The sequence below is a fragment of the Allochromatium palmeri genome (assembly GCF_009720725.1).
GTDB lineage: Bacteria > Pseudomonadota > Gammaproteobacteria > Chromatiales > Chromatiaceae > Thermochromatium > Thermochromatium palmeri.
This window is the reverse complement of sequence record NZ_WNKT01000005.1, coordinates 1-25,765: the sequence shown is the minus strand read 5'-3', so window position 1 is coordinate 25,765 and position 25,765 is coordinate 1. Positions and strand designations below refer to the sequence as shown.

The 25,765-nt window shown below is 62.8% G+C and carries 16 protein-coding genes and 1 pseudogene; 13 read left to right on the top strand and 4 right to left on the bottom strand.

Annotated features, from left to right (window positions below):
• Nucleotides 1-79: 79 nt before the first annotated feature.
• Both GJ668_RS03790 and GJ668_RS03785 read left to right on the top strand, forming a co-directional pair.
• Nucleotides 80-1,291: an efflux RND transporter periplasmic adaptor subunit gene (locus GJ668_RS03790; protein ID WP_155448793.1), complete on the top strand. Its 1,212-nt coding sequence runs from the start codon at nucleotides 80-82 to the stop codon at nucleotides 1,289-1,291.
• 23 nt (nucleotides 1,292-1,314) lie between these two features.
• Nucleotides 1,315-4,437, top strand: a complete 3,123-nt coding sequence (locus GJ668_RS03785; RefSeq protein ID WP_155448792.1) for an efflux RND transporter permease subunit — start codon at nucleotides 1,315-1,317, stop codon at nucleotides 4,435-4,437.
• 15 nt (nucleotides 4,438-4,452) lie between these two features.
• On the opposite strand, the gene GJ668_RS03780 is transcribed toward GJ668_RS03785, so the two are convergent.
• Genes GJ668_RS03780 through pomA form a run of 3 tightly spaced genes read right to left on the bottom strand, consistent with a single transcriptional unit; the run spans nucleotide 4,453 to nucleotide 6,771 of the window.
• Complete coding sequence (locus GJ668_RS03780) at nucleotides 4,453-5,118, bottom strand: PilZ domain-containing protein (RefSeq protein ID WP_155448791.1); 666 nt, start codon at nucleotides 5,116-5,118, stop codon at nucleotides 4,453-4,455.
• Between the two features lie 12 nt (nucleotides 5,119-5,130).
• On the bottom strand, nucleotides 5,131-5,976 hold the full coding sequence (tssL, locus tag GJ668_RS03775) for a type VI secretion system protein TssL, long form (RefSeq protein WP_343032171.1): 846 nt from the start codon (nucleotides 5,974-5,976) through the stop codon (nucleotides 5,131-5,133).
• Between the two features lie 33 nt (nucleotides 5,977-6,009).
• Nucleotides 6,010-6,771 (bottom strand): flagellar motor protein PomA, encoded by a 762-nt coding sequence (gene pomA / locus GJ668_RS03770; RefSeq protein ID WP_186342867.1) that lies wholly within the window; start codon nucleotides 6,769-6,771, stop codon nucleotides 6,010-6,012.
• Nucleotides 6,772-6,924: 153 nt separating this feature from the next.
• On the opposite strand from pomA, the gene GJ668_RS03765 reads away from it, so the two are divergent.
• The 10 genes from GJ668_RS03765 (at nucleotide 6,925) to GJ668_RS03720 (ending at nucleotide 25,021) form a co-directional block, all read left to right on the top strand.
• The gene (locus GJ668_RS03765; protein ID WP_155448892.1) at nucleotides 6,925-9,024 is read left to right on the top strand and encodes a YgiQ family radical SAM protein; all 2,100 of its coding nucleotides are present in this window, start codon (nucleotides 6,925-6,927) and stop codon (nucleotides 9,022-9,024) included.
• A 253-nt stretch (nucleotides 9,025-9,277) separates the two neighbouring features.
• A complete protein-coding gene (locus GJ668_RS03760; RefSeq protein ID WP_155448789.1) occupies nucleotides 9,278-10,060 on the top strand; it encodes a SapC family protein in 783 nt (260 codons plus the stop codon).
• Nucleotides 10,061-10,254: 194 nt separating this feature from the next.
• Entirely contained in the window at nucleotides 10,255-11,991 is a 1,737-nt protein-coding gene (locus GJ668_RS03755; RefSeq protein ID WP_186342866.1) for a type I secretion system permease/ATPase, read from the top strand.
• A 7-nt stretch (nucleotides 11,992-11,998) separates the two neighbouring features.
• Nucleotides 11,999-13,339 carry an HlyD family type I secretion periplasmic adaptor subunit gene (locus GJ668_RS03750; RefSeq protein WP_155448787.1) on the top strand — a complete coding sequence of 447 codons (1,341 nt, stop codon included), beginning with the start codon at nucleotides 11,999-12,001 and terminating at the stop codon, nucleotides 13,337-13,339.
• On the top strand, nucleotides 13,336-14,433 hold the full coding sequence (locus tag GJ668_RS03745) for a glycosyltransferase (RefSeq protein WP_155448786.1): 1,098 nt from the start codon (nucleotides 13,336-13,338) through the stop codon (nucleotides 14,431-14,433). Before GJ668_RS03750 ends, GJ668_RS03745 begins: the two co-directional genes overlap by 4 nt.
• A 106-nt stretch (nucleotides 14,434-14,539) precedes the next feature.
• Nucleotides 14,540-15,286, top strand: coding sequence for an ABC transporter permease (locus GJ668_RS03740; protein WP_222930750.1), 747 nt, complete (start codon nucleotides 14,540-14,542; stop codon nucleotides 15,284-15,286).
• A gap of 26 nt (nucleotides 15,287-15,312) precedes the next feature.
• Complete coding sequence (locus tag GJ668_RS03735) at nucleotides 15,313-19,782, top strand: glycosyltransferase (protein ID WP_186342865.1); 4,470 nt, start codon at nucleotides 15,313-15,315, stop codon at nucleotides 19,780-19,782.
• A 54-nt stretch (nucleotides 19,783-19,836) separates the two neighbouring features.
• Nucleotides 19,837-21,684, top strand: a complete 1,848-nt coding sequence (gene asnB, locus GJ668_RS03730) for an asparagine synthase (glutamine-hydrolyzing) (RefSeq protein ID WP_155448783.1) — start codon at nucleotides 19,837-19,839, stop codon at nucleotides 21,682-21,684.
• A 186-nt stretch (nucleotides 21,685-21,870) separates the two neighbouring features.
• Nucleotides 21,871-24,777 carry a CARDB domain-containing protein gene (locus GJ668_RS03725; RefSeq protein WP_186342864.1) on the top strand — a complete coding sequence of 969 codons (2,907 nt, stop codon included), beginning with the start codon at nucleotides 21,871-21,873 and terminating at the stop codon, nucleotides 24,775-24,777.
• A gap of 7 nt (nucleotides 24,778-24,784) precedes the next feature.
• A complete protein-coding gene (locus tag GJ668_RS03720; RefSeq protein ID WP_155448781.1) occupies nucleotides 24,785-25,021 on the top strand; it encodes a hypothetical protein in 237 nt (78 codons plus the stop codon).
• A 90-nt stretch (nucleotides 25,022-25,111) separates the two neighbouring features.
• Here the strand turns inward: GJ668_RS03720 and GJ668_RS21190 are convergent, their stop codons facing one another.
• Nucleotides 25,112-25,324, bottom strand: coding sequence for a transposase (locus tag GJ668_RS21190; RefSeq protein WP_425482474.1), 213 nt, complete (start codon nucleotides 25,322-25,324; stop codon nucleotides 25,112-25,114).
• Between the two features lie 61 nt (nucleotides 25,325-25,385).
• Between GJ668_RS21190 and GJ668_RS03710 the strand changes: the two are divergent.
• Nucleotides 25,386-25,765 (top strand): annotated as a pseudogene (locus GJ668_RS03710) (hypothetical protein); the annotation flags it as partial.

The following is a 25,765-nucleotide window of genomic DNA, read 5'->3' as shown; positions in this document are numbered from 1 at the left end:
AAGCTGCCCCGAATGCCTAGATTGAACGCTCATTCTAGAACGAACGTTCTATATATCCTAGTTTTTCTCTGAGGTACACATGAACCCCCTGATCCGTTGGCCGTGGGCCGGTGCCTGGCTAGGTGTGCTCATGGCGGCATTCGCTGTCGTCGGCTGTGAGCGCTCGACTCCGCCGGGTGGCGGAGCGGGCGGACCTGGTGGTCATGGTGGACCGCCGCCTGAGGTCGGGGTGATCACGCTCCAGACACGCGAAGCGGCCCTGACCACCGAGCTTCCGGGGCGCACGACCTCCTACCGGGTCGCCGAGGTGCGGCCCCAGGTCGGCGGCCTCATCAAGGAGCGGCTGTTCAAGGAAGGCGCGCTGATCCGCTCCGGTCAGGTGCTCTATCAGATCGATCCGGCGGTCTATCAGTCGACCTATGACAGTGCTCAGGCGGCGCTCAATCGCTCGCGCGCGACCTTCGAGCGCGCCCGGCTCAAGGCCGAGCGCTATGCCAATCTGGTCAAGGCCAAGGCGGTCAGTCAGGAGGACTTCGACGACGCCGAGGCCGCGCTCAAGGAAGCCGCCGCCAGCGTCGCGGTCGATGAGGCCGAGCTGGCGCGCGCGCGCATCGATCTGGAATACACACGGGTGACGGCGCCGATCGGCGGGCGCATCGGCCGCTCGGTCGTGACCCAGGGCGCGCTGGTCACGGCCAATCAGGAACTGGCCCTGGCCACCCTCCAGCAGCTCGATCCCATCTATGTCGATCTCACCCAGTCGAGTGCCCAGATGCTGGGTCTGCGCCGTGCGCTGGAGGATGGACGTCTCCAGCGTCCGGACGGCGATCAGCCGCGCGTGACCCTGGTGCTGGAAGATGGCAGTGACTATCCGCTCGCCGGACGGCTGGAGTTCTCAGAAGTCAGCGTCGATCCGGGGACCGGCGCGGTCACGCTGCGCGCGACCTTCCCCAATCCCGATCACGTCCTGCTGCCTGGTATGTTCGTGCGCGCCCGGGTGGAGGAGGGCACGCGCCCCGAAGCGGTCCTCGCGCCCCAGCGCGGCGTGCAGCGCGACCGGCGTGGTCAGCCCTATGCCCTGGTGCTGAATGCCGAGGGCGTGGTCGAGCAGCGGATGCTCAAGACCGACCGCACGCTGGGCAGCGACTGGCTGATCGATGACGGACTGGCGCCCGGCGACCGGCTCATCATCGACGGTCTGCAGAAGGTCCGTCCGGGCGACAAGGCCCAGCCCGTGGTGCTCGATGATCAGCCGCCCGAGGCCGCGTCCGGTTCCGGCACGACTCATTAACCGATCACTCCGAGCACCCAACCATGGCCCGTTTCTTCATCGACCGACCCGTCTTCGCCTGGGTCATCGCCATCGTCATCATGCTGGCCGGGGTGCTGTCGATCCGCCTCCTGCCGGTCTCGCAGTATCCGGGCATCGCCCCGCCGGCAATTGCCATCAGCGCCAGCTATCCGGGTGCCTCGGCCAAGACGGTCGAGGACTCGGTGACCCAGGTCATCGAGCAGCAGATGAACGGTCTCGATGGTCTGCGGTACATGTCCTCGACCAGCGAGTCGAACGGACTCTCGACCCTCACCCTGACCTTCGAGAACGGCGTCGATCCCGACGTGGCTCAGATGCAGGTGCAGAACAAGCTGCAACTGGCCAACGCGCTCCTGCCCGAGGCGGTGGTTCGTCAGGGCATCCAGGTCGCCAAGTCGGTGCGTAACTTTTTGCTGGTGGTGGCCTTCGTCTCGCGCGACGGGCGTCTGAACAATGCCGATCTGGGCGACTATGCCGCCAGTCTGGTCAAGGATCCGATCAGCCGTGTCGCGGGCGTCGGCGAAATCACGCTGTTCGAGTCCCAGTACGCGATGCGTATCTGGCTCGATCCCAACCGGCTCAACCAATACAGCCTGAGTCCGGCCGATGTGGTCGCGGCGATCGAGGCTGAGAACGCTCAGGTCTCAGCCGGTCAGTTGGGCGCCATCCCGTCGCCTGCCGGTCAGCAACTCAACGTCACCGTTAATGTCCAGAGCCGGCTCAACACCCCGGACGAGTTCGGGGCCATCCGGTTGCGCACCCAGGCCGACGGCTCGACCGTGCATCTGCGCGATGTGGCCCGCATCGAGTTGGGCAGCGAGAGCTACGGCAAGATGGCGCGTCACAACGGCAGTCCCGCCGCTGGCATGGCGATCCGGCTGGCCACAGGGGCCAATGCGCTGGAAACCTCCGATGCGGTCAAGGCCAAGATCACCGAACTCTCGGCCTTCTTCCCGCCGGGGATGGAAGCGGTCTACCCCTATGACACCACGCCCTTCGTGCGCATCTCCATCGGCGAGGTGGTCAAGACCATCTTCGAGGCCGTGATCCTGGTGTTCGTGGTCATGTATCTGTTTTTGCAGAACTTCCGCGCCACGCTCATCCCGACCATTGCCGTGCCCGTGGTGCTGCTCGGCACCTTCGGGATCCTCGCGGCCTTCGGTTTCACCATCAATACCTTGACGCTGTTCGCCATGGTGCTGGCAATCGGCTTGCTGGTCGACGACGCCATCGTGGTGGTCGAGAACGTCGAGCGCGTGATGCACGAGGACGGCCTGCCGCCCAAGGAGGCGACACGCAAGTCCATGGATCAGATCACCAGCGCGCTCGTCGGCATCGCCCTGGTGCTCTCGGCCGTGTTCGTACCCATGGCCTTTTTCGGCGGCTCGACCGGGGTCATCTATCGTCAGTTCTCGATCACGATCGTCTCGGCCATGCTGCTGTCGGTGGTGGTGGCGCTCACGCTGAGTCCGGCCCTGGCCGCTTCGCTGCTCAAGCCGATGCCGCACGGACCGCGACGCGGCTTCTTCGGCTGGTTCAACCGCACCTTCGAGCGCAGTGTCGATCTCTACGGCAACAGCGTCTCGGCGATCACCCGCCGGCGCTGGCTCTTTCTGGCGGTCTATCTGGGACTGGTCGGTGCGCTGGTCGTGCTGCACGAACGCATGACGACGGCTTTTCTGCCCGACGAAGACCAGGGCATCCTCATCATGCAGGCCACGCTGCCCTCCGGCGCCACGCTCGAACGCACGCGCGAGGTACTCAAGCAGATCGAGACACATTTTCTTGAAAACGAGAAGGAGGCGGTCAAGGAGCTCATCACAGTTTCAGGCTTCAGCTTTGCCGGTCAGGGCCAGAACATGGCGCTCGGCTTCGTCAAGCTGCGTGACTGGTCCGAGCGTCAGCGGCCCGATCTGCATGTAAAGGCAGTGGCCGGGCGCGCCATGATGGCCTTTTCACGCATCCGCGACGCGCGCGTGTTCGCCTTTCCGCCGCCGGCGGTCATCGAGCTGGGCACGGCCTCGGGCTGGGACGTGCAGTTGCAGGACAAGGCTGGCGTCGGACGCGAGGCACTGGCCGCTGCGCGCGGTCAGTTCCTCGGTATGGCGATGCAGGATCCACGCTTCATCGCTGTGCGTCCCAATGGACGCGAGGACGAGGCGCAGTATCAGGTCGAGGTCGATCGCACCAAGGCCGGCGCGCTCGGGCTGTCGCTGGCCGACATCAACCGCACGCTCTCGATGGCCTGGGGCAGCGCCTATATCGACGACTTCGTCCATGAAGGGCGGGTGAAGAAGGTCTATGTCCAGGCCGACGCGCCCTATCGAATGCTCCCGGAGGATCTGGATGCCTGGTATGTGCGCAACGCCGGTGGCGACATGGTGCCCTTTTCGGCCTTCGCCACAGGTGAATGGACCTATGGTTCACCGCGTCTGGAGCGCTACAACGGTCTTCCCTCCGCTGAGATCCTGGGGCAGGCTGCGCCCGGTCTGAGCACCGGCGAGGCCATGCTCGCCGTCGAGGAGCTGGCCCGAACACTGCCGCCCGGTATCGGTCTGGAATGGACCGGTCTCTCCTACGAGGAACGCGCCGCCGGCGCTCAGGCCCCGGCGCTCTATGCACTCTCGGCGCTGGTGGTCTTCCTGGCGCTGGCCGCGCTCTACGAGAGCTGGTCGGTGCCCTTCGCGGTCATGCTGGTGGTGCCGATCGGCGTGCTCGGCGCGGTGGTCGCTGCACTCGGACGCGGACTGCCGAGCGACATCTATTTCCAGGTCGGCTTGCTGGCGACGATCGGACTTTCGGCCAAAAACGCCATCCTCATCGTCGAGTTCGCCAAGACGCTCCAGGAAGAAGGGCGCGATGCCATGAGCGCGGCGCTGGAGGCGGCGCGGATGCGTATCCGGCCGATCGTTATGACCTCGCTGGCCTTCGGCTTCGGTGTGCTGCCGCTGGCGCTCGGCACGGGCGCCGGTTCCGGTGGACAGAACGCCATCGGCACCGGGGTGCTCGGTGGCGTGGTCGCCGCCACCCTGATCGGGGTGTTGTTCGTACCGCTGTTTTTCGTGCTGATCCGTGGGCGGATGCGTCGGGCCGAGTCTGAACTCAGGGCCGACAAGGTTGGTTAACGGCGCCGCAGCGTCTCATGCCTTAGGCTTGGGCTTGTCAGGGAGGGTCTTCGCGGCGTATCTCGCTTCGAACGCTTCCTCGGCATGCGCCTGGAGCTGGAGACGCTGCAAGCGGTAGACATGCCGGATGACGGCCTCGCGGTCGGCCTCACGCAGATGCACGAAGTCGACCGCGATCCGATAGCCCGGCTGGTCATCGGCTTTGTCGCACCGCACCACCCGTGCCAGCGAACGGATATGCACTCGATCAGGAAAGAGCGTCAGACGTAGCTCGACCCGGCTATCGAGGGCCAGGGCCTCCGGCCAATCCAGCGCCAGTCCCTGGGCGCTGAGGCAGGCTGAGGTGTCGGCCGAGTTCGGAAAGTTCTCGCCATCACCGATCGCCTGGGCCAGCGCCTCGATCTGACTCTCGATCACCTTGATATAGGTGGCGACGGTCGGGAACTTGTATTCCAGTGCGCGCCGCTCGGGTAAATGGAGTTCACGGATGGCGTGCAGATCGTTCAGCAGACCCTCGCGCGAACTCGGGGTCTCCAGACTCTCGACCAAACGCGCCTCCGCCGCTGCGTCGAGCTGAACGATCAGCAGCCCTACGCGATCCTCAATGCGAAAATAGCGCCGACGATCACGCTCATTCTGTTCGTCCAGCGTGCTCGGCTGGATGGGTTGATCTTTCGTCATCGCTCTCTCCACCTAGGGACGTTCACCGTCGCCGGTGTCGTCGATATTCTCGAGCAGGGTCTTGGCGCTGCGCTCACCGAGTACGATGATCTCCACTCGCCTGTTGTCGGCCCGACCCTCGGGAGTCTCATTGGACTCCAGTGGGCGGTTATCGCCATAGGCACGGATCTCGACGCGCTCCGGTGCAATGCCGCCCACCTGGGTCATGGTATGGGCCACGGAGGCCGCGCGCGCCGCCGATAGCACCCAGTTCGAGGGGAATTCGAGCGTCTCGATCGGAACATCGTCGGTGTGTCCGGCGATCAGGATGCGACCCTCGACCTGATTGAGCGCATCGGCAATCTTCATCAGCACCGCCTTGAAGGGCGCATCGATCCGCGCCGAGGCCGAGGGGAAGGAGCCCTTTTCGCGGATCCGGATGATGACCTGATCATCGATGGTATTGATCTCGATCAGACCGGCTTCGATCTCGGTCTTGAGTTCCTGCTTGAGATCCTCGGCCTTGTCCTGGGCGTCCTCGACGGCCGGGTCGAGGATCTCCAGGATACGCTTCATCTCATCGGTGGTCTGCTGCCGGACCTCGTTGATCACGGTCGGCTGCGGCTGGGCCGGCGAGAACTCCTGCATGATGATGCTGGTACCCATGGGGTCTTCCGTGGCCGGGATGTCGCGCTGCACGCCAAAGGCCGCCTTCATCGAACCGGCGACCTGCTTGTACTTGATGACGTCCATCTCCGAGAACGACAGCAGCAGCACGAAGAAGCACATCATCAGAGACATGAGGTCGGCGAAGGTGGCCATCCATTCGGGCGCACCGGCTGGTGGACATTCCTGCTCGTCGCATTCGCACTCTTCCACGGCGTCATCCCCCCTTGGCTGGCGTATGAATCATCAGTCCTTACCGCTGCTCTGACGCTTGTTTTCCGGAAGATAGGTCATGAGCAACTGTTCGAGCACGCGCGGATTCAGCCCTTCCTGAATGCCCGAGATCGATTCCAGAATCAGGCTCTTGTTGAGCTTCTCCTCGTTGGCGCGCAGCTTGAGTTTCTCGGCGATCGGGATGGCCACGGCGTTGGCGAGAAAGGCGCCATAGAGCGTGGTCAGGAGTGCCACGGCCATGGCCGGACCGATACTCTTGGGGTCTGACATGTTGGCCAGCATCTGCACCAGACCAATCAGCGTCCCGATCATGCCCATGGCCGGCGCGACCTCGCCCGTGGCCTTGAAGACGCCATAACCGGCTTCTTGACGCTGAATGGCTAGATTGATGTCCTTGCTTAGCACTTTCTGGACGACCTCGGGCGGATGACCGTCGATGCACAAACCGATCCCGGTTTGGAGAAAGGGGTGCGAGATTTCCTTACCCTCAAGAGCCAGCAGGCCCTCGCGGCGTGCGATGTTGGCCAGGGCCACGGCCTCTTCGATCAGCGACTGCGGCGGGATGGGCTTAGCGAAGAAGGCGCCCATAGCGACCTTGAAACTGGCCAGGAACTGGCTCAATGTGGTGCGAAAGAGCACCACGAACGTGGTGCCGGCAAAGACGATCACGATCGATGGGACGTCGATGAAGGTGCTGATATCACCACCGAGCACAACGGCGCCGATCATGACGCCAATGGCGCCAATGAATCCCAATAGGGTTGCCAAATCCACGTCATTACCCTCGATTACAACGATGGCCGGATCGTCCGACGCGCTGAATGAAACATCCGAACGGCGCATTCTCGATGATTGCGCCCGACGGGTCCAGCCGTTGTCTTGGCGCTACAATGCGCTTCCGATCTCCGTTCGACGGCCCCGACCATGATGCAATCCGCCCCCGATCTCTTTTCCTACCGCCGGCACTGGGCCCACAAATTCGGCACCGCCCCCGAGCTGCCGATGTCGCGCGCCGAGATGGATCTGCTCGGCTGGGACAGTTGCGACATCGTCATCGTCACGGGTGACGCCTATGTCGACCATCCCTCGTTTGGCATGGCCATCATCGGGCGTCTGCTGGAGGCACAGGGCTTTCGGGTCGGACTCATCGTGCAGCCGGACTGGACCTCGGCGGCTGATTTCCAGCGTCTGGGTCAGCCAAATCTGTTCTTCGGCATCACGGCCGGCAACATGGACTCCATGGTCAACCGCTACACCGCCGACCGGCGCGCGCGCTCCGACGACGCCTATACCCCGGATGCCGCCCCTGGACGTCGCCCGGATCGCTCGGTGACCGTCTATGCACAGCGCACACGCGAAGCCTACAAGGGCGTGCCGATCGTCATTGGCGGGATCGAGGCCAGTCTGCGCCGCATCGCGCACTTCGATTACTGGTCGGAGACGGTGCGTCGCTCGGTGCTGGTCGATGCCAAGGCGGACCTGCTCATCTATGGTAATGCCGAGCGGGCGCTGGTGGAACTGTCGCACCGTCTGGCGCGCGGCGAGCCGATCGAGACCATCCGCGATCTGCGCGGCACCGCCTTCATGCGTCGCGACTGGCCAGACGGCTGGACGGTGCTCGACTCGACCCAGCTCGACACCCCCGGACCGCTCAAGGTCCACAACGATCCCTACGAAGATGATCCGCGCTGCGAGAACCGTGCCGAGGGCGTGCCCGTGGTCGCGCCGACGCCGCGCGCTGAGCGTGATAAAACCGTGATCCGGTTGCCGTCCTTCGAGCAGGTGCGCGACGACCCGGTGCTCTATGCGCATGCCTCGCGCGTCTTCCATCTGGAGACCAATCCCGGCAACGCGCGCGCGCTGGTCCAGGCCCATGGCCAGCGCGCCGTCTGGCTCAATCCGCCGCCGATCCCGCTCACCAGCTCGGAACTCGACCGGCTGCACGAGCTGCCCTTCACCCGCCGCCCGCATTCGAGCTATGGCGAAGCGCGGCTGCCGGCCTGGGAGATGATCCGTCACTCGGTGATCATCCTGCGCGGCTGTTTCGGCGGCTGTACCTTCTGCTCGATCACCGAGCACGAGGGACGCATCATCCAGAACCGCTCCGAGGACTCGATCCTGCGCGAGATCGAGGAGGTCCGCGACCGGGCGCCCGGTTTCACCGGCACCATCTCGGATCTCGGGGGGCCTTCCGCCAACATGTGGCGTCTGGGTTGTCGCGATCCGCACATCGAGGCGGCCTGTCGCAAGCTCTCCTGCGTCTATCCCGAGATCTGCCGCAATCTCAACACCGATCACGGCCCGCTGATCCAGCTCTATCGCAAGGCGCGCGCCGTGCCCGGCATCAAGCGCGTACTCATCGCCTCGGGACTGCGCTACGACCTGGCGATGCGCTCGCCGGCCTATATCCGCGAGCTGGTCACGCACCATGTCGGCGGCTATCTCAAGATCGCGCCCGAGCACACCGAGTCCGGGCCGCTCAGTAAGATGATGAAGCCCGGCATCGGCATCTTCGACCGCTTCAAGGAACTCTTCGACCGCTATTCGCGCGAAGCCGGAAAAGAGCAGTATCTGATCCCCTATTTCATCGCCGGCCATCCGGGGACGACCGACGTCGACATGCTCAATCTGGCCGTCTGGCTCAAGCGCCATAAATTGCGGCTCGATCAGGTCCAGTCGTTCCTGCCCACGCCGCTGGCGATCGCCACCGCCATGTATCACACCGGGCGCAATCCGCTGAAGCGGGTGACGCGCCAGTGCGAGTCGGTACCCGTGGTGCGCGGGATGCGTCAGCGCCGGCTGCAGAAAGCCTTTCTGCGCTATCACGATCCCGAAAACTGGCCGCTGCTGCGTCAGGCGCTGAAAGACCTGGGCCGCGCCGATCTGATCGGCAACGGCAAGCGCCATCTGGTGCCGAGCTTTCAGCCGCCGGGGACCGGCGGGGTGCCTGAAGGGCGGCGCGCGCCGATCGCCGGGCCGCGGCTCAATGCCTCCAGAGCAGGCAAGTCTCAGGCGCGTCGGCGATGAGGGACCGTGCCTCGGCGGCTATGATCCCGCCAACTGTCCACATCCAACAGTTCAGTCAGGCGGCATGCGGCATGAGTGCATACCATGCTGTTTTGCTTGAAATTTGCGCGTAGAATACCCCGGTCATCATGTCCCATCATCGACCCAAGACGCCACCCTAAACGATGGCCGTCGTCCTCACGCCTCTGGTGCGAGAATGCGCTGATAGGCGCCAATTCTTCAAAACTCGAACCCAACAGTAGCGATCGACACCATGCCAAACTTCGTGCCCATTTCCCGTGAACGTCATGCTGACAAAGGCTGGAAACGCTTCGACTCCTATGCCTTCGCCGCGCGCACCGCGCTGGTGCCGCTCGTCGGCGCTGAACTGCCCAAGGCCGCCATGTCGCTGCCGATCGCCTTCGTCCAGCAGGATGAGCGCTACATCCCGGTAGCCGTCCTCGGCATCGAGCCGACCAGCAACCTCTTCGTCGCACCCGATGGCCGCTGGTTGGGCGCCTACATCCCATCAGCCCTGCGCGGCCATCCCTTCATGTTGGCCAGGACCGAGGGCGAAAACAGGGTGCTGTGCATGGACGAGGATAGTGGTCTGCTGACCGAGGCGGGGCAGGGCGAACCCTTCTTCGCCGATTCGGGCGAGCCGGCCGAGGGACTGAAACAGGTACTGGACTTTCTGCAGCAGGTCGAGCGCAACCGTGAACAGACCGCGCTGGTCTGCGACGCGCTGGCGCGACTGGATCTGATCCAACCCTGGCCGATCCAGCTCAAGACGGGGGAGAAAGAACGCCAGATTGAGGGACTGTCCAGAATCGACGAGGCCGCGCTCAATCAGTTGTCCGATGAGCACTTCCTTGAATTGCGCCGTGCGGGTGCTTTGCCCATGGCGTACTGCCAGTTGCTCGCGATGCAGCACATCACCCTACTGGGTCGCTTGGTCGATCTCAGAGCGAATACCAGTCGAACCACTTCCAAGGCATCGGCGCCCTTTTCACTGGAGGATCAAGATGTCCTGAAATTCGATTGGGACAGCCGTTGATTTGACCGAAATTCCTGTATGCCGTTGGCATATCGACCACGCGCTGCGCTATAATCGCTGGCCTCCTCTGGTACCAAAAGACGCACACGTTCGCGTGATGAGGGCGGTTCCAACGATTTAAGCTAGGCCCTCCGCCCCCGCCCAACCCGTCACATCGCCTGGTACTGACCACTGATCACACCGGCAGGCCACCCGTGAAACCCAACCATCGCCCCGACGACGAATTGCGTTCGGCCCTCAAGGCCAATCGCGATTCCTTTCTCTTTGCCGGCTTCTTCAGTCTTTTCATTAACCTGTTGATGCTAACGCCGGCCATCTACATGCTCCAGGTCTATGACCGCGTGCTGGCCAGCAGCAGTGAGTCGACCCTGATCATGTTGACGCTCCTCGTGATCGGACTGTTTGCGGTCATGGGCCTGCTGGAAGTCATGCGCTCGCGCATCCTGGTGCGCACCAGCGCGCGTCTGGATCTGCAACTCAATCCGCGTCTGTTCGGGGCCATGTTCGACGCCAAGCTGCGCGACGGACGCGGCGCCGGCGCCCAGCCGATCGAGGATCTCACCAATCTGCGTCAGTTCCTGACCGGAAACGGACTCTTTGCCTTCTTCGATGTGCCCTGGATGCCGGTCTACATCGCCGTGCTCTTTTTCATGCACCCCTGGCTCGGCTGGTTCGCCATCGTCGGTGCCATCATCCTCTTCGCGCTCGCGCTCGCCAACGAACTGATTACACGTCAGCCGCTCGGCAAGGCCAATGGCCTGGCCATCGGCGCGCGCGGTTATCTCAGCGGCAACCTGCGCAACGCCGAGGCCCTGGAGGCTATGGGGATGCTGCCGCGCGTGCACCAGCGCTGGTTCGAGCGCCATCGCGAGGTGCTCCGGCTCCAGGCCCTGGCCAGCGACCGTGCCGCCTTTCTGTCCAACGCCAGTAAGGTGCTGCGCATTACGCTTCAGTCGCTGATCCTGGGCCTGGGCGCCTATCTGGTCATCCAGCAGCAGTTCACCGCCGGCACCATGATCGCCGGCTCTATCATCATGGGACGCGCCCTGGCACCGATCGACCAGCTCATCGGCGGTTGGAAAGGCTTTCTTGCTGCGCGTTCGGCCTACAAGCGTCTGCACGATCTGCTGCTTTCCATCCCGGAACGCCCGCGTTACATGAGTCTGCCCGCGCCCGATGGCCGGATCACGCTCGAAGGCGTGCTGGCCGCCCCGCCCGGATCGAATCTGCCGGTGCTGCGCGGCGTGCAATTCGAGATCGCCCCCGGCGAAATCGTCGGCGTCATCGGACCGAGCGCCGCCGGTAAATCGAGTCTCGCCCGCGTCCTGCTCGGTGTCTGGCCCGTGGCCGCCGGCAAGGTGCGTCTCAGCGGCGCCGATATCAATCATTGGAACCGCGACGAACTCGGACCCCATATCGGCTATCTGCCCCAGGACATTGAACTCTTCGACGGTACGGTGAGCGAGAACATCGCCCGCTTCGGCGAGATCGACCCCGAGCGCGTCGTGGCTGCCGCTCAGCGCGCCCAGGTCCATGAAATGATCCTGCGCCTGCCCAAAGGCTATGACACGCCCATCGGCGATGCCGGTGCCGTGCTCTCGGGCGGCCAGCGCCAGCGTATCGGTCTGGCGCGCGCCATGTACGGCGATCCGGTCCTGGTCGTGCTCGACGAACCCAACTCCAATCTCGATGACCAGGGCGAATCCGCGCTGGTCAGAGCCATTGCCCAGCTCAAGGCCGAGGGTACGACTGTTGTCATCATCACTCATCGCCCCAGCATCCTCGGCTCGGTCGACAAGATTCTGGTGATGCGCGAGGGCCAGGTCGAGATGTTCGGCCCGCGCGATCAGGTACTGGCCCAGTTTGCCCGTCCGACCGCTGTTCCGCGTCCCACCACGGGCACGCTCCCTGCCGCCCAGGCCGCTGGTTGATACATCAATGGATATTACTGTCACTCCCAATCAGGTCGGCAGCGGCGATGCGCCAGCTCCCATCCCAACCAGCGACAAGCCCGAGCGCCTCGTCGGCCTGCTCATCCTGCTGATTGCACTCGGCGGCTTCACGGCCTGGGCACTGCTCGCGCCCATCGACGGTGCCGCCGTGGCTCCCGGCGTGGTCGCCGTCGAATCGGCGCGCAAGACCGTGCGTCATCTCGAAGGCGGCATCGTCAGCGAGATCCTGGTGCGCGAGGGCGATCGCGTGGCCGAGGGCGACGTCCTGGTGCGGCTCGACGACACCGAGGCCAGCGCCCAGCTTGAGATCGCCCGCGGCCAGTTCCTGTCACTACGCGCCCAGGAAGCCCGCCTGATCGCCGAGCGTGACGATCTTGCCGAGATCGCCTTTGCCGAGGAACTCCTCGCCGCCGAGGATGACCCGCGTATCGCCGAGGCCATCATCGGCGAGCAGCGCGTCTTCCAGGCTCGCCGCAAATCTTTGAATGGCGAGCGGCAGGTGCTCGAACAGCGTCGCGACCAGCTCCAGGAGCAGATTCGCGGCCTCGAAGCACTGATTCTGACCAAAACCAAGCGTATTGGTCTCTACCAGGAAGAAATCGACGGTCTGCACACGCTCTTTGACAAGGGACTCGGCGATAAGCGTACCTTGCGTGAATACGAGCGCCTGGCCGCCGAGCTGGAAGGCGAGCGCGCCCAGCACAAGTCCGACATCGCCGCCGCGCGCATCCAGATCGGCGAGACCGAGATCCAGATCGCCCAGCTCAAGCGCAAGTTTACCAGCGAGGTCGTCACCGAATTGCGTGATGTCGAAACCAATCTCGCCGACCTGCGCGAGCGCATGCGCGCGCTCAGCAATCAGCTCGAACGCACGGTCGTGCGCTCGCCGGCCGCCGGTGCCGTGGTCGGCTCCAGTGTGCACACGGTCGGCGGTGTTATCCGCCCGGGCGATCACATCCTCGACATCGTACCCGAGGGCGAATCGCTCATCATCGAGGCCCGCGTCCAGCCGATCGACATCGACCGTGTCTCGCCCGGCATGGAGGCCGACCTGCGCATGAGTGCTTTCAACACGCGTACCACGCCGGTCATCGAGGGGCGGGTATTGACGGTCTCGGCCGATCGGCTCGTCGATCAGGCAACCAACCTGCCCTATTATCTCGCCCGCATCGAGGTCACGCCCAAGGGCCAGGCCAAGCTCAAAGGCCTTACGCTCCAGGCCGGCATGCCGGTCGAGGCCATGATCAAGACCGGCGAGCGGACCTTTTTCGACTATCTCGTGCGCCCGCTCACCGACCGCGTGTCCCAGGCCTTCCGCGAGGAATGAGTCGATCGTTCGGTTCAGCGCTGGCGGCGGTTGAGGAACATTTCGTCTGGCAGGCGCCGTGTGGCAGTGATTCCGGTGTGGGGGTTGTCCTCATCAATTATCGGACACCACTGTCGACCCGGCGCTGTATCGAGTCGTTGGGTGTTTTGGATCCGGCCCCATCCTGGATTGTCGTGCTGGACAATGCGCCCGAGGATCAGGAGCCGATCATCGGCTCCGACACCCTTGAGCATCTTCAGCGCACCTCACTGCGTCTCTGTGTTTCCAGCGTCAATCTGGGCTTTGCCGCCGGCTGTAATTTTGCCATTGATTTCCTGCTCGAAGACGAGTCGTGCAGTGCCATCCTGCTCCTGAACAACGACACCATTGCTTTGCCCCCACTGATGCGTGCGCTGCTTAGCGCGCTTGCCGCCTCACCTGAGGCTGGCATGCTAGGTGGACGTATGCATGAGCTACAGAATTCACACAAAGTCGATACTTTGGGTATTGCGCTTCATGCCAGTCTGATGCCCGCAAACCGGCTCGATGTCCAGGAGCCTTTTCTGGGGCCGACCGGGGGCTGCTGCCTGCTCGAACGCACTTTTATTCGCGACATGCAAACGTCCTTCGGCTATGTGCTGGACCCCAGATTCTTCTGTTACGGCGAGGATACCGACCTGGCCGTGCGCGCCACGCTCAAAGGCTATCGACCGGTCTATGTCGATGAGCTGGTAGCCCTGCACCAAGGGCAGGGCAGCACAGGGAAAGGGTATAATCCCTTCATCGCCTATCATGGGCTGCGGAATGTCATTTGGATGCACACCAAATGGTTTTCCGCTCGCCTGCTGCTGCGCCAGGCCGGCTGGCTGCTGCTCGCACATGTATTGGCTAGCGGGCGCCATTTGCTAGCCGGGCATCCAAGCATCGTGTATCGCGTCTATCGCGATGCCTATCGCGAGCTTCCAGCCTTCATCGCCGAGCGTCGTGCGCACTCCGCGCTCGTGCAGCAGGGTGCGCGCCTGCTCGCCGACAGGATGAGCAGACGCTTTTATCAACCCGGCTATTTCAGACTCGCGCTCCGTCAACTCGGCGCGTTGTATCGGCGCCAGTCTTAAATCCAACCAAGGCCATTCACGAATGACCTCAAGCTTAGTTCGTCTGCTCAACTCGCTGTCAGCCTGTTTCTCTCCGCTCGTGACGCATCGTCAACTGATCATCGAGATGACCCAGCGTGAAGTGCTCGGGCGTTATCGAGGTTCGTTCATGGGAATCGCCTGGTCGTTGCTGCACCCCTTGTTGATGCTGATGGTTTATACCTTCGTCTTCTCCTATGTCTTCGAATCACGTTGGGGACTACCGAACGAGTCGCGCGCCGATTTCGCGATCATGCTCTTCGTTGGTATGATCGTTCACGGCTTTTTTGCCGAATGCCTCAATCGTGCACCGAACGTCATTCTTCACAATCCCAATTACGTCAAGAAGGTCATCTTTCCACTCGAAATTCTGCCCTGGATCATCGTTCTGGCGGCCGTCTTTCATGCGCTGATCAGTGTGATCGCCTTGCTGCTCGTGCAACTGTTGCTCAAGGGTTCACTGCCCGCAACGGCCCTTCTGCTGCCGATCGTCGTTTTGCCGTTCGTGCTCTTGACCGCCGGGTTGTCTCTGATACTGGCCTCCATCGGCACCTTTGTCAGAGACGTCGGTCAAGCCATCGGTGTTTTGACTACAATTCTGCTGTTTCTGTCGCCTGTTTTCTATCCGATTTCGCGACTTCCAGCGGTGTTTCAATTCTGGATGACGCTCAATCCACTCTCGTTCATGATCGAGGAGAGTCGTAAATTGCTCGTGCTCGGTCTGCTGCCTGATATCACCGGCTGGCTACTCTATTGCGGTGTTGCGCTCGTCATTTTCTGGCTCGGTCATTGGTGGTTTCAGTTCACACGCGGTGGCTTTGCGGACGTTCTATGACCGATTCAGACGCTTTGATGAAAAAGATGACGCCCTCGAATGAAAAAAAGAAATCCTGTCTATTTGTGATTGGTATGCACCGCACAGGCACCAGTGCCGTTGCCGAGCTGCTGCAAGAACACGGCTTCGACTTTGGTCAGGATCTGCTCGCCGCCAATGCCTGGAATCCGCATGGTTACTTTGAGTCGCAGGCTGTCATCCGCCTGAATGACGCACTGCTGGCCAGCGGAGCTGCGCACTGGCATACCCTGTTTCACGATCTGCCTGCAACCGGGGCGCTGATCGAGCGCGCACGCCCCGATGTTCAGACGCTCGTGTCGCAGGTGTTTGGTACAGCCGACGCGATTGCGATCAAGGATCCGCGTCTGTGCCAGCTGCTGCCGGTCTGGCGGACGTTGCTTCAGGAGGCCGGCTATCGCGTCGGCTATCTGGTCATGGTGCGCGATCCGCTTGCCTGTGCCGACTCGCTGGCGCGTCGCGATGGTTTCGCGCCACTCAAGTCACTGTGGCTGTGGGGTCTGCATCTGTTCGAAGCGCTTGGCGCCATTGATCCAGCTAAATCTATTCTGGTGCACTATGAGGATCTCATCACCGCTCCAGATCAGGAGTCTGGTCGCCTGATTGCCTGGCTCAGGTCTCAAGGATGGATTGATGACATCCAGGTCGACTTAAAGTCGAGCGCTGTGATCGATCCGAGCCTGTCGCGCGCTGGTGATCTCGACGCTCGCATACCTGAGGCCCATCATGACAGGCCGGCCTTCGTGACCGAACTCTATCGGGAGTTGTGTGCGCCGGATGGACTCGCCCGGCTGTCCGAATATCTGCCGAAGATCGCGCGTCAGCTCGCCCTGGATCGAAGCCAGGATCTGCCGCGCCTGCTCGCCCTGGTTGAGCACGATGCGGATCGTCTGCGCGTAGGACTGGAACAGCGCGGTCAGGAGATCGAAACAGCTCGACACACTATTGACGACCTCGTAGAGCAACTCGCCGCGGCTAGAGAATCGCATCAGCACTTAAATCAGGAGCTCGAGTCCGCTCGCCAGCAGGTCGTTGCACTGTCTGAGTCGATACCGGCCCGCTTGCGCTTCTTCCTCGAAACCCCGCGTCATGGGCTCGGCTTTGCCGGTTCCATACGCCTGTCCGGCTGGTGTCTGCATCCACAGTATGAAATCGAGTCACTTCAACTCGAAGTCGATGGCTGCACGCTTCCCTGTGAATATGGACATGCACGCCCGGACGTGCACGACGTCCACGCCCATATCGAACATGGCTTGAATAGCGGCTTCTGCGCCAATGCCAGATTGAAGCCTGGCCGCTATCGACTGCGCGTCTCGGCTGCGTTAACCAATGGCCGCACCGAATCAGTCGAGTCGATGCGAATCCTGCGCATCCTGCCTGATCTCGGCGTCAAGTCCTCGCTTATGCCGAATCTGCACCGGGTCGCGAGTTTCCTCGGTTTTGCCTTGAGTGCTGCGCGGACCTGGTACCGCAATCATCGGCGCCTTCCGCATCCAGCCGAACTGCCGCAACTGATCCGGCTCGCGCTCAATGTGCACGCTCAGCAGCGTTCAAGTGCTCAGGATCTCGCACCGCCCGCCGGTTTCAGTCTTCCGTCCACTGTCGACCCCTATCTGGCCTGGATCCAGGTCAACCGGCTCACCGAAGCCGACCGGGCAGGCTACCAGCGCGCGATGAGCGAGTTCACCGAGCACGCCGACTCACACTGGCCACGGCTATCCGTGGTCATGCCCGTCTACGACCCGCCGCGCGAGCTGTTCGAAGCCGCTGTCGACTCGGTGCGGACCCAGATCTATCCGCATTGGGAGCTGTGCATCGCCGACGACGCCAGCCCCCAGCCCTGGGTGCGCGAGCGCCTGCTCGAGCTGGCGGCGGACGATCCGCGCATCCGGGTCGTGCTGAGACCCACCAATGGTCACATCAGCCGCTGCACCAACAGCGCGACCGAACTGGCAAGCGGCTCGCACCTCTGTCTGCTCGATCAGGACGACCTGCTCGCGCCCGAGGCACTCATGGAGGTCGCGCTCGCGCTGCTCGACCAGCCCGACACTGATCTGCTTTATTCAGACGACGACAAGATCGACGTCGAGGGCCGGCGCTACGATCCGCAGTTCAAGCCGGACTGGAGTCCCGAGCTGCTGCTCTCCTACATGTACTTCAGCCACCTCTTCGTCATCCGTCGCGAACTCTTCGCTTCACTCGGTGGACTGCGTGTCGGGTTCGAGGGTGCTCAGGACTATGATCTTGCGCTGCGCGCCAGCGAGCAGGCCCGTGCGGTGCGCCACATCCCGCGCATCCTTTATCATTGGCGCGCGCTGCCCGGCTCCACCGCCACCAGCGGCAATGCCAAGCCGGCCAGTTTCGATGCCGGCGAGCGCGCGCTCAACGAGGCCTTCAGTCGGCGCGGAGTCACGGCCGAGGCCTATCGTCCGCTCTGGGCGAAGCGTGGCGGTTTGGGGATCTACTGGCATCGTTTTCCAGACGATGGCCCCAGCGTCGCCGTCCTCATTCCCAGCCGCAACAACTGGCGCATCCTCAAGCGTTGTATAGACTCACTCGCGCGTACCAGCTACCGCAACTATCAGATCCTGATCATCGATAACGCGAGCGACGACCCCGAGACCCAGCGCTATCTCGCCGAACTCGACCAGCGCGTGATTTCGATCCCGAACGGTCCTGAGGGCTTCAGCTTTGCAGCCATCAATAATCGCGCCGTGCACCAGGTCACGAGCGATTATGTGTTGTTCCTCAACGACGACACCGAGGTGATCGCGCCCTACTGGCTCAGTCAGATGCTAGGCTATGCCCGTCTGGAAGGCGTCGGGGCGGTCGGCGCGCGTCTGCTCTTTCCCAACGAGACGCTTCAGCATGCCGGTGTCGTTCATGGTTACTATGACGGCCTGGCGGGACCAGCCTTCAAGGGGCAACCGCGCTGGCATCACGGCTATCTCTCCTATGCCATGGTCGGTCGCAACTACTCGGCTGTGACTGCAGCCTGTCTACTCACGCCGCGCGTGCTCTTCGAGCAGCTTGGCGGCTTCGACGAGTCACAGTTTGCCGTGGCCTACAACGACGTGGATTATGGCTATCGGCTGATCGCCGCCGGCTATCGCTGCGTCTATGCGCCCGGCGCCGAGCTCTATCATCACGAAGGCTACTCGCGCGGACTGGGTCTGGACGACCCCGCCGAGGTGCTGAATTTTCGCGCCCGCTATCGCGACTATCGTGATCCCTATTACAACCCGCATCTGTCGTTCGATGACGAGGGCTTCCAGATCGCCTCGCGCCGCCTGCCGCGTGGGTCGTTACGTCGACCAATCCGTGCGCTCATGTGTGCCTTCACGCTCAACCACGAGGGCGCGCCCTACAGTCAATACGAACTCACATGTGCACTCAAGGACGCGGGCATCCTGGATCCGATCGTCTACTCGCCTTACGAGGGACCGCTGCGCGCGCTCTACGAGCAGGCTGGAATCCAGGTCCGGGTCGCACCTCATCCGCTGCTGGGCGTCTTCGATCTCCAGGCCTATGAAGCGGCCATCGACCGCTTCGCCGAGCTGGCCGACTCGCTTGGGGTCGATCTCATCTATGCCAACACGCTCCAGACCTTTTATGCCATCGCCGCCGCCCGGCGTCTGGGCAAGCCCTGCCTCTGGAACGTGCGCGAAAGCGAACCCTGGCAGACCTATTTCGATTTCCTCGCGCCGCCGATCGCCGTCAAGGCGCTCGAATGCTTCACTGATCCCTATCGGATCATCTTCGTCGCCGAGACCACGCGACACCAATTCGAGCCGCTCAACAGCCGCAACAACTTCTCGGTGATCCACAACGGACTCAACATGACGCGCTTCCAGGGTGTTCTCCAGGAGGGATCAAGACAGGAGGCGCGTCGTCAGCTTGAGGTTTCCGACCAGGACTTCGTTGTTCTGCTGCTTGGCACGGTCTGCGAGCGCAAGGGCCAGCTCGATCTGGTCCAGGCCTGCGCCCATCTGCCACCCGAATCCGGATCACGGTTGCGGGTGTTCATCGTCGGCGACCGGCCGAGCGACTACAGTCTCAGACTGCATCGCGCCCGTGAGGCGCTGGCGCCAGCGTTGCGCGAGCGCATCCATATCGTCTCTGAGGTCGGCCAGCCCGCAGTCTATTATGCCGCTGCCGATTGTTTCGTCTGTACCTCACGCATCGAGAGCTACCCGCGTGTCATCCTCGAAGCCATGGCCTTCGAGCTGCCGATCATCTCGGCCCCGACCTATGGTGTCGTCGAACAGGTGCGCGAGGGCATCAACGCTGATTTCTATCCGGCCGGACAGCCGAGCGTCCTGGCCGAGCGTCTCCAGGCGCTGATGCACGAACCCGAACGTCTGGCGCGTTACCGGCGCAATGCGCCTCTGGTGCTGCGCTCGCTGACCCAGTTCGACGAAATGGTCGCCGCTTATGCGCGTTTGTTCGTAGAAGCCGCTGAGCTGTCAGAAAAGTAGTAAGCCGCTGTGATAGGGGCGTTCTGCATTTTTCCGAATTTAAAAGAGGTTGAAATGTGCGGTATCTACGGCCTGATCGGCTATCCAGACACCCGCGCCGGGCGCCTCCTCGACGTCATCGGCACCTACATGCGTCCACGCGGGCCGCATGGCGAGGGGCGTCATCTCGAACCAGGCATCGCCCTCGGCATGCGCCGGCTCTCCATCATCGATCTCGAGCATGGCTGGCAGCCGCTCAAGGCCCGAGACGGACAGGTGGTCTGTTTCCAGAATGGTGAGATCTACAATCATCGCGAACTCAGGCGCGAACTCCAGGCCATGGGTGCGCACTTCGAGACGGCCAGCGACACCGAGGTGCTGGCGCATGGCTATGCGCACTGGGGACTCGACGGACTGCTCGCACGTCTCGACGGCATGTATGCCATCGCGATCCTCGACCGCGATCGGCGCGAGCTGATCCTGGCGCGCGACCGCTTCGGCGAGAAACCGCTCTTCTTCACTCAGATCGGCGCCGTCTTCGCCTACAGTTCCGACCTGCTCACACTGGCCGCCCTGCCCGGACAGGATCAGACCCTGGATCCGCTGGCGCTGGAGCGCTATCTGGCCCTGCATTTCACGCCTGGCCGGCGAACGATCTTCAGTGCCATCGAGCGCGTTCTGCCCGGTGAGCTGTTGCGCATCCGGCTCGACGCTCCGGCCATCCTCGAACGTCGACGTTATTTCGTCCAGCCGCTCGGACCGTCGCACAGCGTCACGGACGAGGCCCTGGCTGAATTCATTGAACAGGCCGTGACCAGCCGTCTGGTCGCTGACGTCCCGGTCGGTGTCTTCCTCTCGGGTGGACTCGACAGCTCGATCGTCGCCGCCGTCGCCGCACGCGCCAAGCCGGCCATCGACACCTTCTCGATGGGCTTCACCAGCGCCCGGCACGACGAGAGTCCCTTTGCACATGCGGTGGCCGAGCATGTCGGCTCCAGACACCATCACTTCGAGTTTCGCGGCGACGACTTCATCGAGCTACTGCCCCAGGTCGCGTGTGCGCTCGACGAACCCGTCGGCGATCAGGCTCTGCTGCCGCTCTACTGGCTCTGCCGCGAGGCGGCCGGTCATGTCAGCGTGGTGCTGGCGGGCGAGGGCGCCGATGAGATCTTCGCCGGCTATGGTTACTACCAACCCTTCGCTCCCGAACCTGGGTTCGGTGGAACCCTGCGCCGTCTCCTGTCGCGCCGCACCCAGCGCTCGGATCCGGAGCGGCTCGTCCGCAATCCCTATCCGGCTACGCCGTCCGGATTTCCGCTGCTGACCGACATGGCGGGACGTCGGGCACTCCTGGAACCCGAGTTCCGGGATCAGGCCCTGGACGATTGGGAGTCAGAGTTCCTGGTCTGGCTGGAAACGGCCCGGGATCCGCTCCAGCGTGCAACCGCCGCCGATCTGGCGACCTGGCTGCCGGACGACCTGCTGGTCAAGTTCGACCGCATGTCCATGGCCCATAGTCTTGAAGGTCGGGCGCCCTTCCTCGCCCCGGCGCTCGTCGACGCGGCGCTCCATCTGCCCGCCCGCCGGCGCCAGACCGGCGCCGAGAGCAAGGTCGCGCTACGCCGCGTCGCGCGTCGCTGGCTGCCGCCCGAGATCCTCGAACGCCGCAAGCAGGGGTTCGTGCTGCCCATGCGCCAGTGGCTGGGTCAATGGTTCGACCCGTATCCCAGTCTGTCGAGCTATCTCGATGGCCGCGAACTGCCGGGGCTGTGCAGAGCGACGCTCGTCCAGAGGCTCGACGACGAGCGAACGCGCGGATTTCCGAGCGAGCGACTGGTCTTCGCCCTCGTGCTGCTTCTGGAGTGGCACCAGAGCGCTTGTGACCGGATCCTCAGGCTCAAGCGGGATTATGATCTAGACTGATTCATGGAGTTGGACGCATCGCTCGTCCAGCTTCCGTGTTCCGCCCGCACGGGCTCTCCAGGCTCCGGAGCCTCATCCGGCACTGGCGTGTCGTGCAGGCGTCAACGGAAAAGAGTCAGTCTTTTGAATATCTCCAATTTCGCATTTCTAACGCGATCCTGCCGGCGTCCATGGTATTGGGGCGTCGTGCTGCTACTCGTCCTCGGTTGGCCGTTGGTCGTGCCGGCGACCGGAACATTCGTCAGTACCACCAATCAGGAATCGCCGTTCGTGGAGCCACCGGGCACTTGGGAGGGCGGAGCGAGCGATCAGGACAGGGATTGGGACGAGCCCTCATGGCCGGACCAGCGCCCGATCAAGGAACCCGGTCGGGTCGACACCTTCACGGCGCCCGGCGTGGGTCTGCATCCAGCGACACTGGAGCGACTGCGTGCCGGTCGCGACATCGAGCTGATCGTCGAATACGTCTCGCCGAACCTGCCGGCCAACGCCGACGCCACGACGATTCGTCGTGGCCAGCGTCTCAACAAAGCGGATGTCCTCCATGAGATGCAGGTCTTCGATGTCGAAGAGGTCCAGGACTACAGCCACATGCCCATGAATGTGCTGCGGGTCCGTTCGCTCGAGGCCATCGAGGCTCTGCGCCACGATCCCCGCGTCAAGTCCGTGCACGAAGTCGGCTTCAAGTCTCTCCAGCTCAACCAGAGTCTGCCGCTGATCGATCAGCCCGCCGCCTATGGACTGGGTGCCACCGGCAGTGGCACCACGGTGGCGGTGCTCGATACCGGCGTGGACTACAGCCGGTCCGCCTTCGGCTCCTGCAGCACGCCGGGCGGTTCCTGCAAGGTGGTCTATGCCCGGGACTTCCCGGCCGACGACGGCAGTCGGGACGACGATGGACATGGCACCAATGTCGCCGGCATCGTGCTGGGCGTGGCGCCCCAGGCGAGGATCGCGGCGCTGGATGTCTTCAGGGCGGATGGGCGTGCCTCGGATAGCGACATCATCGCGGCGCTCAACTGGTCGGTCGCCAACCGCAGTACCTACAATATCGTCGCCGTCAATCTCAGTCTGGGTGACGGACAGCGCTATACCGGTTCCTGCGGGGGCGGGAGCTATGACACGGCTTTTTCCAGCCTGCGTTCGGCCGGCATCTTCATCGCCGTGGCCTCGGGCAATGAGAGTTACACGAATGGAATCACGAGTCCGGCCTGTGTTCCGGGGGCCGTCTCCGTGGGGGCCGTCTACGATTCCAATGTCGGTTCGATCTCCTGGCGTAGTTGTACCGACAGTTTCACGGCCGCCGACAAGGTCACCTGTTTTTCCAATTCGGCCAGTTTTCTGAGCCTTCTTGCTCCAGGCGCGCTCATCGATGCCGCCGGCCTGCAGCAGGGCGGCACATCTCAGGCGTCGCCTCATGTCGCCGGCGCCGCTGCGGCGCTCAAGAGCGCCTGCTCACCCGCCACGTCCAGCGACATCCTTTCGGCACTCCAGAACAGCGGTCAATCCGTGACCGACTCGCGCAACGGCATCACCAAGCCGCGTATCGATGTCGCCGCCGCCGTCCGGCGGCTCACCAGCACCATCGACTGCGGTGGCGGCGGCGGAACCTTGAAGCCCGATCTGATCGTCAGTGCCATCAGTAGCCCGACGAGCGGCACGGCGGGTAGCCGTATCACAGCCTCGTCGACGGTCAGGAATCAGGGTACGGTGGCGGCCGGAGCCTTCCGCCTCGGCTATTACCTCTCGACCGACCGCACCATCACCACCAGCGATATCGATACCAACTGGGGCTGCGACGTCGACTTACTGGCGCTCGGCGCGAGCCACAATTGTTCCGGAGAAGTCGAAATACCCGCGACGCTGGCGACGGGCACCTACTATCTGGGCGCCTACGCCGACAAGAAGGGCCAGGTATCCGAGAGCAACGAAAACAACAATGCTCTGGCCACCTCGAATACCATCTATATCACGGGCGTTGGAGGTAGCCACGCCCTGAGCGTCTCCAAGTCCGGCAGCGGCACCGTGATCAGCTCACCCGCTGGGATTGACTGTGGTTCGACCTGTTCGGCGAGCTTCACCAGCAACCAGACCGTCACGCTGACGGCCGTACCGAGCCTTGGCTACAGCTTTACCGGTTGGGGCGGGGCATGCAGTGGTACGGGAAGCTGTCAGGTCACCATGAACGCCCACAAGAGCGTCATGGCCGGCTTCACGGCCGTCGTGAGCCGCGGACCCGATCTGGTCGTCAGCACCGTCAGCAGTCCGGCGACGGGCATGGCCGGCGGTCGTATCGCAACTTCGGCCACGGTTGTGAACCAGGGCTATACCACGGCGGGAGACTTTCTGTTCGTCTATTACCTCTCTACCGACCGCACCATCACCGCCAGTGATACCTATCTTTACTGGGGCTGTGAGGTCTCGTCGCTGGCGCCGGAGGCGAGCTTCACCTGTCACGGGGATCTCCCACTCCCCGACACCCTGACCACGGGTAACTACTATCTGGGCGCCTATGCCGACAAGAACAGCGACGTCTCCGAGGGCAACGAGAGCAACAATGGTCTGGCCGCCTCGAACAGCCTTTACCTCACGGGTACGGGTGGCGGCCAATACCAGGCCGAGCACTACTACCGCAAGGTGAACGCCTACTTCTACGGCACCTTCGGGCGATCGGCTACATCCGACGAGCTGAGCAGGTGGGGTACTGTGCTGCGGGACAACAACGGCAGCGCCTGGAAACCCATGGGTGAGGGGCTACAGCACTATCTAAGCAATTTGATGGGCTGGGGCGCTGGGCCACTCGACGTCTACACGGCCGGGTCGATCGTGGACCAGGTGCTCACGAATCTCTTCGGCTGGTCTTGGGAGATCGATCGGCAAATCATGAATTATTACGTTGAGGCCCTGGTCGAGGGTTACATTCGTCCGCGCGGGCTGGTCAACGCCATCCTGAACGATCTGGTGATCATGCCCAGGGCCGATGGCATCTATAGCCAGCCCAACGGCTGGACGGGGGGCGTTTCCATTCAGGGGCTCCTGACCAGTGACCAATTCGCGCGCTACCGGGAACGTATCGAGAGCACCGGGTTATGAGGTGCCTTTGTGCCTTTTCGAATTCACGGTCCGCGAAGCCTTGCGCGCTCAAGGCGAAACGCTCAATCACCTCTATCCGGGCAACCCCAAGCGCGCCAACGCTCGCCTGAACACCGAGATGGTCCTCGCCACCTTTACAGAAATCTGCCTGATCATCGGCGCCCTGGACAACACGGGTTTGCAGAGCGTGACCCCACTGACCGCTGTGCAGACACGCATTCTTGTCCTGAGCGGATTTTGGTAGTGTCCCTCATTTTCCTTGATGGTCTAGCGAACGATGAGGCACTGGCGTACCCTGGCCTAGTACCTCGCACCCTAAATTGACTGGACAATTTCATGCCATCAGCGGCTTGCCGATATAGGTCCAGCGAAACGGCTTGGCGAGGGTCTGGTTGAAGAAATCGATGAACTCAAGGAGGCGTTGCTTGAGTTCATCAGTGGAGGCGAAGCGCGCGCGCTTGAGCAACCGACGGGTGAGAATACCGAACCAGATCTCGACCTGATTGAGCCAGGAACAGTGCTTGGGAGTATAAGGCGATTTCCGAATAAAAGTTTACCTGTTGAGCTAAGCTGTAGGCGGCTGATCTGACACACATGAGGGACTCCCGATGCCGAGTCTGACCGAACCGAGCATGCCGGCGTTGACCGCCACGCACATCGAAGATTTACAGCTGGCCAGTTCCAAGCTAACGGGGGCCAAGCGTCGGGCGTTTCAAGCCGAGATGACGCTGAAATACTGCGCTGGTCGGGCTCGGCAAGCCGAACGCGTGTTCGGTTGGGGGCGCCGGACGGTCGAACTGGGCCTGCATGAACAGCGCACAGAAATCGAATGCCTGGGGGCGCAGGAGTTGTGCTGTGGCCAACCGTTGTGGGAGGACAAGCATCCGGAGGCGGCGGCGCTGTTGTGGAAGTTGGTGGACTCACAGTCCCAACAAGATCCGACGTTTCGCACCCCGTTGTGCTACACGCGCTTGACGGCGGCCGAGGC